The 13,208-nt window shown below is 72.4% G+C and carries 9 protein-coding genes; 8 read left to right on the top strand and 1 reads right to left on the bottom strand.

From position 1 onward, the window contains the following. Positions 1 to 37: 37 nt before the first annotated feature. Positions 38 to 364 carry a HoxN/HupN/NixA family nickel/cobalt transporter gene (locus OHA30_RS03650; RefSeq protein WP_328912337.1) on the bottom strand — a complete coding sequence of 109 codons (327 nt, stop codon included), beginning with the start codon at positions 362 to 364 and terminating at the stop codon, positions 38 to 40. A gap of 203 nt (positions 365 to 567) precedes the next feature. Between OHA30_RS03650 and OHA30_RS03645 the strand changes: the two genes are divergently transcribed. The 8 genes from OHA30_RS03645 (at position 568) to OHA30_RS03610 (ending at position 13,171) form a co-directional block, all read left to right on the top strand. Then, complete coding sequence (locus OHA30_RS03645) at positions 568 to 2,013, top strand: DUF4331 domain-containing protein (protein WP_328912336.1); 1,446 nt, start codon at positions 568 to 570, stop codon at positions 2,011 to 2,013. A 7-nt stretch (positions 2,014 to 2,020) separates the two neighbouring features. After that, positions 2,021 to 3,424, top strand: a complete 1,404-nt coding sequence (locus tag OHA30_RS03640; protein ID WP_328912335.1) for a tetratricopeptide repeat protein — start codon at positions 2,021 to 2,023, stop codon at positions 3,422 to 3,424. Beyond that, positions 3,421 to 5,178 carry a nickel/cobalt transporter gene (locus OHA30_RS03635; RefSeq protein ID WP_328912334.1) on the top strand — a complete coding sequence of 586 codons (1,758 nt, stop codon included), beginning with the start codon at positions 3,421 to 3,423 and terminating at the stop codon, positions 5,176 to 5,178. Before OHA30_RS03640 ends, OHA30_RS03635 begins: the two co-directional genes overlap by 4 nt. 47 nt (positions 5,179 to 5,225) lie before the next feature. After that, positions 5,226 to 5,543 (top strand): hypothetical protein, encoded by a 318-nt coding sequence (locus OHA30_RS03630; protein ID WP_328912333.1) that lies wholly within the window; start codon positions 5,226 to 5,228, stop codon positions 5,541 to 5,543. Between the two features lie 330 nt (positions 5,544 to 5,873). Further along, positions 5,874 to 6,986: an ABC transporter substrate-binding protein gene (locus OHA30_RS03625; protein ID WP_405785839.1), complete on the top strand. Its 1,113-nt coding sequence runs from the start codon at positions 5,874 to 5,876 to the stop codon at positions 6,984 to 6,986. A gap of 1,022 nt (positions 6,987 to 8,008) precedes the next feature. Further along, complete coding sequence (locus OHA30_RS03620; RefSeq protein ID WP_328912332.1) at positions 8,009 to 10,054, top strand: ABC transporter ATP-binding protein; 2,046 nt, start codon at positions 8,009 to 8,011, stop codon at positions 10,052 to 10,054. After that, positions 10,047 to 11,876: an ABC transporter ATP-binding protein gene (locus OHA30_RS03615; protein WP_328912331.1), complete on the top strand. Its 1,830-nt coding sequence runs from the start codon at positions 10,047 to 10,049 to the stop codon at positions 11,874 to 11,876. Before OHA30_RS03620 ends, OHA30_RS03615 begins: the two co-directional genes overlap by 8 nt. Continuing rightward, positions 11,873 to 13,171 (top strand): helix-turn-helix domain-containing protein, encoded by a 1,299-nt coding sequence (locus OHA30_RS03610; protein WP_328912330.1) that lies wholly within the window; start codon positions 11,873 to 11,875, stop codon positions 13,169 to 13,171. Before OHA30_RS03615 ends, OHA30_RS03610 begins: the two co-directional genes overlap by 4 nt. The last annotated feature ends 37 nt before the right edge of the window (positions 13,172 to 13,208 follow it).

Genomic DNA, 13,208 nt, shown 5'->3' with positions numbered 1-13,208 from the left:
ACCGCGTGTCCATAATGTGACCTAAGCTACGAACAAGTCACCATGACCGCTTTCCGCCTGCAACGCGGCTGCGCCGAAAGGGCCCTTCCGCGCCCGAAGGCGGGGCCGAAGGGGTGGCGGCGCCCGGGCCGGCCAGGACCATCGGCGCGACCTCGGTGGCCGTGTCGAAGCCGGGGCCGAGGAGAAGGCCGACGGGACACATCCGCCAGGGCTTGTCGATCGACCGCATGACCCGCCGCCGCAGCAGGCGGTTCAACAGGCCCCGCCGGTCGAGCCGCTCCTGAGGCGCCTGCTCGTCGAACTGTCCGGCGCGCATCGTGCGCGGCACCTTCAAGATGCCCGCCAGTACGGCGGGATTCACCATGGCGATAGCGCAGGGCGCGGGGGCGGGCCGCGTATGCCGGGGCAGCCGTACACCCCCTGTTTCGGCCACTGGGCGGGAATTTGCTGGGCCACCCGGGTGGAGTCGACCCGCCCGGCCAGTCCGGCGGCCCTCCGGGGACGAACTCGCAGGAACGTGTGATGCGCCCCCTGGGCCGCGTCCTCCACCCCAGAGAAAGCCCCTCCATGACCCTTCGCAGAAAACCGGCCGCCATCGGCCGGTGGAAGTCGGCCGCCCTCCTGCTCGCGCTGAGCACCGCCGTCGCGGGCGCGGCGCTGGCCGGTCCCGGCGCCGGCGTCGGCCAGGCGTCCAGCCACCGCGAGGCACCGCTGATCGCCTCGGACCCGCAGGTCGACAACACCGACCTGTACGCGTTCTCCAGCCCCGACAAGTCCGACACGGTGACGCTGGTCGCGAACTGGTACCCGTTCCAGGAGCCGAACGGCGGGCCGAACTTCTACCCGTTCGCCACGGACGCCCACTACGACATCAACATCGACAGCCAGGGCACCGGCAAGCCGGACCTGACCTACCGGTGGACGTTCCGCAACGAGGACCGGCGGGACGACAAGACATTCCTGTACAACAACGGGGTCGTCAACAACCTCACCGATCCCACCCTGCTCTTCCGCCAGCACTACACGCTCCAGGAGATCCGGGCCGGCCACCGCCCCGTGACGCTGGTCGAGGACGCCATCGCCGCCCCGTCCAATGTCGGCAAGGCGTCCATGCCCGACTACGGGCGGCTGCGCAGCCAGGCGACCCGCCAGCTGCCGGGCGGCGGTCGGACGGTCGCGAGCCAGGCGGCCGACCCGTTCTTCCTCGACCTGCGGATCTTCGACCTGCTCTACGGCGGGAACCTGAGCGAGACCGGCCACAACACGCTCAACGGCTACAACGTCAACACCGTGGCCATCCAGGTGCCCAAGTCCGCGCTGGCCTACCGCGGCAACGCCGGCCGCAACCCGGTGATCGGCGTGTGGAGTTCGACCGAGCGGCGCACCATGCGGCTCAGCCCCGGCAAGTCGACCGCGACCGGCCCGTACGTGCAGGTCTCCCGACTGGGCAACCCGCTCGTCAACGAGGCGATCGTGCCGGCGGGCCTGAAGAACGCCTTCAACGCCCTGCCGCCGTCGGCGGACCACGACCAGCCCAAGCTCGTCGCGAAGGTTCTCGACCCCGAGGTGCCCAAGCTCATCCAGTCGATCTACGGCATCCCCGCCCCCGCCACCCCGCGCAAGGACCTTCAGGAGATCTTCCTGACCGGCATCGCGAAGGCGGCGGGCGGCCCGCTGGCGGTCGACCTCAACTCGCAGCTGCTGAACAAGGACATCGACAAGCGGCGCTTCGTCCCCGCGGAGGAACTGCGGCTGAACATGTCGACCCCGGTGACGGCGAGCCCGAACCGGCTCGGCGTGCTCAGCGGCGACTTCCAGGGATTCCCCAACGGGCGGCGACTGGGTGACGACGTGGTGGACATCGCCATCCAGGTCCTCGAAGGCGCCACTCCCGGACACCTCGTCCAGGCCCTGGCCGCCGGTGACGGCGTGAACGGACCGGGCCGCCCCTTCACGGGCGGCTTCCCGTACATCGCCCTGCCCTTCACCAACGCGGTGAACCAGGCCGGATGAACCCGGGGTGCCCGTACGGACCTGCCGGCCGTACGGGCACCCCGCTCCCACCACCTTCGAGCCCGAGGACACGACCTCCATGCGCCGCCTCGCACTGATCGTCACCGCCGCCGCGCTGTGTGCCGGCCTGACCGGCTTCGCGGTGCTGGAGCATACGGCGGACCCGCCAGGACCGCCGGCCCCACTGGCCGCGCCGGGCAGCGGCGACAGCGGCTCCGGCGCCCGGGGCGGGGCGCGGACCATCGACGCGGTGGTCGCCGAGCTCCAGGCGGGGCTGCGCCGACAGCCGGTCGACGCGCCCGGCTGGGCCCAGCTCGGCTCGGCCTACGTCGAACAGGCCCGGCTCGCCGTCGATCCGACGCTCTACCCCAAGTCCGAGTCGGCGCTGCGCCGTTCCCTCGCACTTCAACCCCAGCACAACACCGCGGCGCTCACCGGCATGGCCGGACTCGCCAACGCCCGGCACCGGTTCGCCCAGGCGCGCACCTGGGCCGACAAGGCCGTCGCCGACGACCCGTACGCCTGGCAGCCCTACGGCGCCCTCAACGACGCGCTGACCCAGCTCGGCGACGACCGGGCCGCGCAGGACGCCGTCCAGCACATGCTCGACCTTCACCCTTCCACCGAGTCCTTCACCCGCGCCTCCTACACCCTGGAGCTGCACGGCCGCACCACCGAGGCCGCCCAAGCCCTCCAGCGCGCACTGGACGACGCCTCCTCGCCCGCCGACGTGGCCTTCTGCCAGCACTACCTGGGGGAACTGGCCTTCAACACCGGCCATCCGCAACAGGCGCTCGACCACTACCGGCGGGCACTCGCCGCCGACCCGACGTACACCGCCTCGCTCGCCGGGTCGGCGCGCGCGGAGGCCGCGCTCGGACGGACCGACCGTGCCGTCACCGACTACCGCACCGCCATCGCGCGGGTGCCGCAGCCGCAGTACGTCCTGGAGTACGGCGAGTTGCTCCAGTCCCTCGGCAGGGTCGGCGAGGCCCGTACGGAGTACGGCGTGCTCCAGGCCGAGCAGAAGCTCTTCGCCGCCAACGGCGTCGTGGACGACCTCAATCTCGGCCAGTACCAGGCCGACCACGGCGACCCGAAGCTCGCCGTCACCCTCCTGACCGCCGAATGGAACAGGCGGCACAGCGTCCTGGTCGCCGACGCTCTGGGCTGGGCACTGCACCGGGCCGGGCGGGACGCCGAAGCACTGCCGCTGGCCCGGCAGGCCGACCGGCTCGGCTGGCGCGACGCCCTGCTGCGCTACCACCGCGGTGTCATCGAGCAGTCCCTCGGTGACACCGCTTCGGCCCGTACCGACCTCGCGGGCGCGCTCGCCGCCAACCCGTACTTCTCCCCGCTCCGCGCGCCCGACGCCCGTACGCGTCTGGCCCGTCTCCAAGGACAGCGATGACCGTCCCCACGGGAGCCCCGATCCGCCGACTCCACCGCGCCGCCCTGCTGCTGGCCGCCGTCCCCACGCTGCTGTGGGCGGCGTGCGTCCCGGCGGCCGCCCACCCGCTCGGCAACTTCACCGTCAACCGCTATGACGGCCTCACCCTGCACCCGGACCGGGTCGACGACCTCGCGGTCGTCGACACCGCCGAGATCCCCACCCTCCAGGCCATGCCCGCCATGGACACCGACCACGACGGCACCCTCAGCCCGGCGGAAGCCGCCGCCGAGGCCCGGCGCGCCTGCTCGGCCCTGGCCGAACACGTCCGCGCCACCGCCTCGGCGGCGCAGGGGGACCCCGCGCGGCGGACACTCGCGTTCCGCCTCACGACCGGTTCCTATCGCCTCGTACGCGGCCAGGCCGGGCTGGACACCGGGCGGCTGGAGTGCCGGCTGACCGCCCCCGCCGGCCTCGGCGGCGGCGACCGCGTGCGGTTCACCTCCGGTGTCGACGACTCCCGTATCGGCTGGCACGAGATCACCGCACGCGGCGACGGCGTCCGGATCGGTACCTCGGACGTACCCGCGCGATCCGTGTCGCACGAACTGCACGCCTATCCCGCGGACCTGCTGTCCAGCCCGCTCGACAGGCGTGCCGCCGACATCGCGCTGGGCGCCGGCGGCGGCGCCGCCACCGCCGCGGGCACACCGGGCGCCGGGTGGGCGGCGGACTGGTACGCGGCACTCGACCGGCACCTCGGCGCCCTGACGGACCAACGCAGGCTCACCCTGCCCGTGGGCCTGCTCGCGGTCCTCATGTCGCTGGTGCTCGGGGCCGGCCACGCCGCGCTTCCCGGCCACGGCAAGACCATCATGGCCGCCTACCTGGCCGGCCGTCACGGCCGCCCGCGTGACGCGGTCACCGTCGCCGGCACGGTCACGCTCACCCACACCGCCTCGGTACTCGCCCTCGGGGTCGCGCTCAGTGTCTCCTCGGCGCTGGTCGGCGAGGACGTCCTGGCCTGGCTGGGTACGGTCAGCGGTCTCGTCATCACCGCGGCCGGGCTGTGGCTGCTGCCGGCCGCGCTGCGCGCCTTCCGTACGGCGGAACCGGCGCCGGAGCACGGGCACTCCGCTCACCACCACGAGCACCACGACCGCGATCACGATCATGATCACGGCCCGGCGCCGCACGTCCACGACCGGCCGCACCGGTCCGCGGCGGTAGCGGTGTCGGCGACGGCGACGGCGGTCCTGGACGACGAGGCGCCGGCGAGCGGGCGCGGGCATGAGCACGGGCATGGGCATGAACACGGGCGCGGGCATGGGGCTGAGCACGAACACGGGCACAGCCATGGGCATGGGCACGAGCACCGGCACGAGCACGGACATGAGCACAGCCACGGGCACGGGTGGCTCGGGCAGCACCGTCACAGCCACGGCCCCCGTCGGGGGAGGGGCGGGCTGGTCGGCATCGGTATCGCGGGGGGCCTGGTTCCCAGCCCGTCCGCCCTCGTGGTGCTGCTCGGCTCCATCGCGCTGGGCCGCACCGGCTTCGGTGTGCTGCTCGTCGTCTGCTACGGCCTCGGCATGGCCGCCACGCTCGCCGCCGCGGGACTCGTCCTGCTCAAGCTCCGCGACCGGCTTCCGGCACTCGAAGGGGGCCGCTGGCACGCACTGGCCGGCTGGGGCACGAGGCTCACCCCACTGGGCACCGCGCTGCTCATCCTGGCCGTCGGAATCGGCACCGCACTGCGGGCCGTGCCGATGTGACGGCGCCGGCGCCCACGCGTAACCATCTGTTCCCCGAGGAGGCCACCATGTCGTCCCCGTCCCGCCCCGCCCGCACCGCGGCCCTGCTGCTGCTCGCCGTCGCGCTGACGGCCTGCGGTGCCTCGGGCCCCCGCACCGGCGCCCTCGACCAGGGCTCACCCGACGCCCACCCCACGTGCCGGGTGCACCAGCACGTACTGCCCGGTTCCGACTACACCGGCGGCAAGGACAGCTCCCCACGGGCCGTCCTCGACATGCTCCGCTACTACACGTCCCAGCGCGCCCTGCCCTTCTGCGACCACAAGCCGCCCACCGCCCAGGACTCCGCCTGGACCGGCCTCTACGACCGCCTCACCCGGCGCTGATCCCTGGCCGTCCGGCCTCGGCGTTGACCCGCTGCCGGTGACGCACACCTGTGACCCCGTGGCGGAGGGCGCCGACCTTGGGGCGGAAAACGCCGGGGATTACCCGCTGCCGCTTCGAGTCGGGCCGGGACGCGGGCGGCGTGGGGCTCGCGCGGGTTCGGGGCGAACGGATAATCGGTTGCCCGTTGGCGTCGTGGTGGATGCAATGTCCGGCATGGTCACCCGGGTGCGCCCGCCACGGCGAGATGAGACGCACGCGTACCACCGGGCCTTGCCGCTTTGCGATCCGGGCGGACCGCGACCGCATCGTCACACGGGAGACGCCAACACATGAGTACGCCACCATCGCCGCCTGAAGCGGCGCGGACTGACGGACCGTCCGTCCGGATCGGCGCTCTCGTTCCGCTGACTCGGCCCGGCTGGGTCGAGGCGGGCCGGCACTTGCTCGCCGGACTCGAACTGGCCGTCGGCGAAGTCAACGACGCCGGCGGGATCGGCGGAAGACCGTTGGAGCTGGTGGTCCGGGACACCGCGGCTGATCCGCGGAGGGCCGCGGCGGCCGTGGACGAATTGGCCCGCCTGGGCGTGGCCGCCGTGGCGGGGGAGTACCACAGTGTCGTCGCTCGCGCCGCTGCCGCCAGGGCCGATGCCCTCGGCCTGCCGTTCCTCTGCTCGTCGGTGGTGCTCGACGCGCTCACCGAACAGCCGACGGAATGGGTCGCGCGCCTCGCCCCGGCGCAGTCCCGCGGCTGGCGGATCTACGCGGACTTCCTCGTCGGCGCGGGCCACAGCCGTATCGCCGTAGCAGCCGAGCCGAGTGTCTACTGGGCGTCCGGGGCCCGCGTTCTACGGGACCACCTCGCTCCACGCGGCGGCACCGTCATCGAACTCGACACGCGCGCGCTCACCCCCACGGCCTTGTGCGACGAACTCGTCGACAACCGTGCGACAGCCCTCCTTCTTCTGGTCGGCAACCCGGAGCCGGCCGTGCCGATCGTCAAGTCCGTCCGCCGCGACCCGCGCCTCGCCGAGATCACGATCGGTGCTCCGGCCGGGCAACCGGAGTTCGCCGAATGGGTGACGCTGCTGGGCGACGACGGCGCCGCGATCCCGTTCCTGCGCTACCTGCCCGAGCACCTCGGCCCACTCGGGGCACGAGTCGGGACGGCCCTGCGCGAGCGGCTGGCCGAAGCGCCCTCCTTCGTGGCCTTCGAGGGCTACGACGCGGTCGCCGTCCTCGCCGATGTGCTGCGTTCTCACGGCACCGACCGGGCGCGCATCGCCGAATCCTGGCCGCGCGTCGCAGTCGAAGGCACCCGCGGGCAGATCCGGTTCTCCCGCACGCCGGGCATCAGCGTGTGGCAATGGGCGTGGCCGCCGATCCAGGTCGTCGACCGGGATCCGGCGGAACCCGACCGCTTCCGGATCCTCCACACCGGCTGAGAGAGCACGGGGCTCGCGCCGGCGAGGTGTTGCCCGCCGCGCCTCCGCTGCGGCCGCTTGGCGAGATCGCGCCTGGGCCGATCCGAGCCGTTCGCAGGGTTCGGTCCGACTACGGTGGCCGGACCTGAACGGATGCTCCGCACCCGTCACTTGATGGCACCTCGGTCGGCGTGGGGGGCCCGACGACGTGGGTGGGCGTATTCAACAGCCCCGACCGACCCCACGGGTGAGCTGTTTGACGGCGATCAACCGCGTGAGCGGTTCGGTGCGGCGGTCAGAGCGGCGGCAGGTCTGGAGGGGTAGTGGTTGTACCCCGAAGACAAGTCGTTCTCCGATGGGTTCGGCGAATGACCACGTCGATTTGCTCGGCGCGGACCGCCCCCCGCCCTGCGTCGGAAGAACATGAGCGGTTTGCTGTCCTGGGCGGTGGAAAGTCCCCCGGCGCTCCCTCGGGCAGAGTCGAAAGCACCTGAAAAGTCCTGGGGCCGATGGGTCGCATGAGGCTGTTGGGACCGGTGGGCGCCCGGTGGCCGCACACGCGGGTGGCCTGCGGCGGTGCTGCCATGGCTCATTGCCGTGCGGGCCGAAATGTCGATGTGTTGTCGACTTCCGACAAGGCGCCCGATCCTCACGTCCCGCCCGGTGCGCGGCGACGGAGCACGCCGACCCGCACGGTGCTGACCGCCCGGGAGGGTCGAAGTGCTCAGGCATTACGAATGCCATTCGAAACTTTCGGGGTCGAATCAGATGACCGCTTCGAGCGTTACGCCCGCACACCTGCCGGTGGCAAGGTCTTCCGGTGCAACGAACCGGCATTTCCCCGTGCCTTGAGGGTATTGACACTTTGTGGGAATCCCCATAAGTTGCCGCTCGCTGTCGGAATTATTCCGAAAGTTTCGGCTGGCTGGATACCCCGGCTTGCCGAGTCTTGAGCATGTGCACCTCCACGCATCTCGCGCACGGCCGTACGCACCCCCCACGCTGCCCGACCGCACGCAAGGGACTTCACCGTGTTATTTAGGTTGCGCATCCCACCCGCACTCGCCGGAACGGTCGCCCTGGTGCGGTTGCTTCCGCGGATCAGCCGAGTCAGGACCGCCTGGGGCCTGGCCGGTCTGGTGATCGTCTCGACCCTTCCCACCGCCGTCGCGGTGGCGACCGGCCTGCTCATCGGGGCGGTGCCGGATGCGCTGCGGGACGGACTGTCCTCGCCCGCAGGCGGGCACCTGTTCACCCTGCTCGGCTTCACCGGCGCGCTCGTGGTGCTCCAGCAGAGCGTGCCCCCGCTGGTCAGCACCCTGGCGGACACTCTCGGCCGCGACACCGACCGCTTCCTCCAGCAGGAGGCGCTGGCGGCCGTCGGCCGTCCGGACCGGGTGGACCATCTCTCGGACCCCGACGTACTCGCGGCCCTGCGGGTCGTGCGCGGGCTCGGCGTCTCCGACAGCGGACGGCCCGGCCAGGCCGTCTCCGCCCTCGCCTATGTGCTGCCCGCGTGGCTGCGGGCGCTCATGGGCGCCGCCGTCCTGCTCACCTTCCACTGGTGGCTCGGCCTGTTGTGGCTCATCGCCTGGCCGCTCGCGGTGCACTTCATGCAGCGCGAGTACTTCCGGGTCGGTGAGCTCGCGTTCGGCCAGAGCAAGGCGCTTCAGGAGGCCGAATACCTCCGCGACCTCGCGGTCACCTCAGGACCCGCGAAGGAGCTGCGGCTCTGGGGCATGCTCGACTGGCTGACGTCCCGGTTCGAGAGCACCTGGCGGGCCGCCATGGAACCGGTGTGGCGCAAACGCCGGCCGCGCGCACGGCTCATCGCCGCCACCACCGGCATGCTCGGCGCCGTCAACCTGCTCTCGTACGGGATGCTCGCGTGGGCCGCCGCACACCATCACCTCGGCCTGGCGGCCATCGCCGTCTACACCCAGGCCCTCGCGCTCGCCAACAACTACACCGCCTTCGACGACCAGAACGCCCAGCTCGCGTTCGCGTCAGCCGCGGTCCCCCATGTCCTGGCGCTCGGCGAGCGCACCTCGGACAGCCCGCGGTCGGCAGCCGGACCGGCGCCCGAGGCGGGGGGAACGACGGACGCCCTGCCCGCCGAGGCCATCCGCTACCGCGCGGTCGCCCTGCGGTATCCGGGCACCGAACGGAACGCCCTGCGACGCGTCGACCTCACCATCCCCGTCGGCCGGTCGCTGGCGATCGTCGGCGACAACGGCGCCGGCAAGAGTTCCCTCGTGAAGCTGCTGTGCGGGCTGCACGCCCCGACCGCCGGCCGGATCGAGGTGGACGGCCGGGACCTGGGCGACCTGGACCCGCCGGCCTGGCGCCGCCGGATCAGCGTGCTGTTCCAGGACTTCGCCCGGTACCACCTCAGCGTCGCGGACAACATCACGCTCGGCGCGCCCCACCGCGCCGACGACCGGGAGCTGATGCGGACGGCCGCCGAACGCGCCGGGATCCTCCCGCTCATCGAGTCGTTCCCCCACGGCTGGGACACCGTGCTGTCCCCCGAGTACACCGGCGGCACCGACCTGTCCGGCGGACAGTGGCAGCGCATCGCCCTTGCCCGCGCCCTGTTCGCGGTCCAGGCGGGGGCCCAGGTCCTCGTACTGGACGAACCGACCGCCGCCCTGGACATCCGGGCCGAGGCCGAGATCTACGACCGCTTCCTCGAACTCACCGCCGGTCTGACCACCGTGCTGATCTCGCACCGGTTCTCCACCGTGCGCCGGGTGGACCGGATCGTGGTGCTGGACCACGGTGAGGTCGTCGAAGAGGGAAGCCATGACGAACTCATGCTGCTCGGCGGCAGGTACGCCCGGATGTTCAGCATCCAGGCGGAACGGTTCGCCGACGGCGGCGGACTCGACGGCACCCCGTTGACGGTGCCGGACGCCGTGGACGCGACGGACGCCGTGGACGCGACGGACGCGATGAACACCGTGGACGCGATAAGCACGGCGGACGCGAGGAACACGGCGGACGCGAGGAACACGGCGGACGCGAGGAACACGGCGGACGCGATGAACACCGTGGACTCGATGGACGCGGAGGCCCGACGTGCGTGACTCCCTGCGGTCCTACGGCGCGCTCATGGGGATCGGCTTCCGCGCCGCACCCTGGCACGCGACCTGCCAACTCCTCACCGGCATCGTGACCGCGGTGTCGTTCCCGATCGGCGCGCTCGGTGCCAAGATCATCGTCGACGCGTCACGCTCCGGTGACCTGCACGGCGCCCTGATCGCCGCGCTGCTGCTCGGCGCCACCTGCGCCGGCGCGCTCGCCTCCGTCTTCTACTACGTGCACTGCCTGTTCACCGTGCAGGAGCGCGCCGGAGCCGTCGCCACCCGCGAACTCATGGGTCTCGTCGGCGGAACCCCCGGCCTCGCCCACCACGAGAACCCCGACTACCTCGACCAGGTCCAGCGCATCCGCGAGGAGCAGGGCCAGCTGTCCGGCATGGTGAACGCGACCGCGGGCCTGCTCCGGGTGGGCGTCACCCTCGCCATGACCGCCGTCCTGCTCGTCGGCATCGATCCCTGGCTGCTGTTCCTCCCCCTGCTCGCGCTGCCCTCGCTCTGGCTCGGCAAGGTCCGCCGCGACCTGCGCAGACGGGCGGACGAGGCGACGAGTGAGTCCGAGCGCCTGAGAAGACACCTGTTCGAGCTGGGAACCTCACCCGCCTACGGGGCGGAGCTGCGCGTCTTCGGCCTCACCGACGTGCTCGGGAAACGGCACCACGCGGTCGCCTCGGAGGTCGCCGAGCGGCGCAACCGGGCCGACTGGCGGGCCTCGGGACTCGCCGCGCTCGACGGCGGCATCAACGCGCTCGGCTACATCGGCGCGATCACGCTCGTGCTGCTGATGGTCGTCCGCAAGGAGGCGACCGCGGGGGACGTCGTACTCGTCGTCGGCCTCGCCGGACAGATGAGCGCCACCGTGGGCACCGCCGTCGGCTACGGCACGTACTTCCTCCAAGTCATCACCGTCGGACGCCGGTTCACCTGGCTGCGCCGGTACGCCGCCGACGAGCGGCGGGCGACCGCGACCGCACGGGCGAACGCCGCCCGGCCCGGCGGCGGGGGAGCGCCGGCCGAGGTGCCCGCGCGGCTGCGCGACGGCATCGAACTGCGTGACGTGCACTTCCGCTACACCGGCGGCGGCCGGACCCGCGAGGTGCTGCGCGGTGTGAGCCTGCGCCTGCCCCCCGGCTCCGTGGTCGCCCTCGTCGGTGACAACGGCGCCGGGAAGTCGACGCTGGTCAAGATGTTGTGCGGGTTCTACCGGCCCGACTCTGGGGCGATCCTGGTCGACGGGGTCGACCTGGCCGCGTTTCCCCCGGCGGCCTGGCGCGGCCGGTGCGCGGGCGCGTTCCAGGACTACGCCCGGCTGGAGTTCACCGTGCGGGAGAACGTCGGCGTGGGCGATCTGCCCATGATCGACGACCGCGCCGCCGTGGGCGCGGCACTCGAGCGCGGCGGCGCGGCCGGCGCGGTCGCCGCCCTTCCCGACGGACAGGACACCCGGCTCGGCACGCGGTGGCCGAACGGCGTGGAGCTGTCCGGAGGACAGTGGCAGAAGCTCGCGCTCGCCCGCGGTCTCATGCGCGACACGCCCCTGCTCCGCGTGTTCGACGAACCCACCGCGGCACTCGACGCGCACACCGAGCACGCCCTGTTCGAAGGGTTCGCGGCCGCCGCCCGCGAGGCACGCGACTCGGGCGGCATCACCGTTCTGGTGTCCCACCGGTTCTCCACCGTCAGCATGGCCGACCTGATCGTCGTCCTCGACGGCGGACAGGTCACCGAGACCGGCACCCACCGCGAGCTCGTGGCACTGGGGGGAACCTACGCCGAGCTGTATGGACTCCAGTCCAGGGGCTACCGGTGAGCGCGGACCGGTCCTCCGTACGGACCGAGATCCCGCACTCGCTGACGGCCCGCCGGCTGGCCGAGCTACGGTACCTGCGCGGCTGGACACAGGAGCAGCTCGCCGAGCACTCCGGGCTGAGCGTCCGCACCATCCGCAACCTCGAACTCGGCCGGGTCCTCAACCCCCGCCGCTCGTCGATGGACCTGCTGGCGCAGGCCCTGGACCTCGACAGCGCCCAGGAACCGCCGGAGGGCGACACGCCCGACGCGGGTGTGCCCTGGCACGGTCCCCGCCCTCCGGGCGGCACCGTCGTGGGCGACCGCGCGGAGCGCGAGCGACTCGCGCACGCGGTGCGGATCGACCGGCTCACGACCTTTCTGGGCCCCGGCGGGGTGGGCAAGACCAGGCTCGCGCTCGACACCACCGCCCGCGTGTCCAGGCACTTCCCCGACGGGGTCGTGGTCGTCGAACTCGGCGACCTGCCGCCGGAACGGGTACCGCACGGCGACCAGACCGCCGTCGTCCTGCGGCGGGTGCTGCGGCACCTGGACAGGGGCGGCACGAAGGGCGCGCACAGTGCCCACGGTGCCGGGCCCGATGGCGGATACGGCCGGGACCTCCGCGTCCTGGTGGTCCTCGACAACGCCGAACACGTGCCGGAGACCACCGTCAGGGCCTCCCGTTACCTCCTTGCCGCCCACCCCGGAATGCACATCGTGATCACCGCGCGCAGACGGCTCACCGAACGGCTCGGCATCAACCACGAGATCAAGCCGCTGTCGGTGGACGACGACGGCCCGGACACGCCGGCGCCGGCGGTGGAACTGCTGCTGCGGCACGTCGGGGCGCACGCCGAGACGGACCACGACCTCGCCTCGGTCACCGAGTTATGCCGCCGGCTCGGCGGCCTGCCGCGCTATCTGGAGTTCGCGGCGGAGCGGCTGCGCACCATCCCGGTGCGCGTGCTCCTCGCCGACGGCCCGAGCGTGGACCTCCTGCGGTCCAACGACCACGCGCTGCTGCGCCATCAGAGGTCGGTGGCAGAAGGCATCCGGTGGACCCTGGACCTCCTGACCGAGGACCACCGTTCGGTGCTGACGTGGATCGCCGCGGCCGTGGCACGGCGCTGGTTCACTCTCGACGACGTGGCGGCGCACGGCGAGGCCGGGTTCCCCTCGGCGGTGAACCCGCTGCTGCCGTTCCCCGACCTGCTGGAGACCTCGCTGGTGGTCTCCGATCCCCACCACCGGTACCGGTACCGGCTGGCGCCGTATGTGGCCGACGTCCTGCGGGAGGCCGCGGGCGCCCACTGAGCGGTCCCGCGCGGGGCGGCACCCGGCCGCCCTCGCG

The sequence above is a fragment of the Streptomyces sp. NBC_00223 genome (assembly GCF_036199905.1).
Lineage (GTDB): Bacteria > Actinomycetota > Actinomycetes > Streptomycetales > Streptomycetaceae > Actinacidiphila.
The sequence above is the reverse complement of the archived record's forward strand: the minus strand, read 5'-3'. Positions and strand labels throughout refer to the sequence as shown.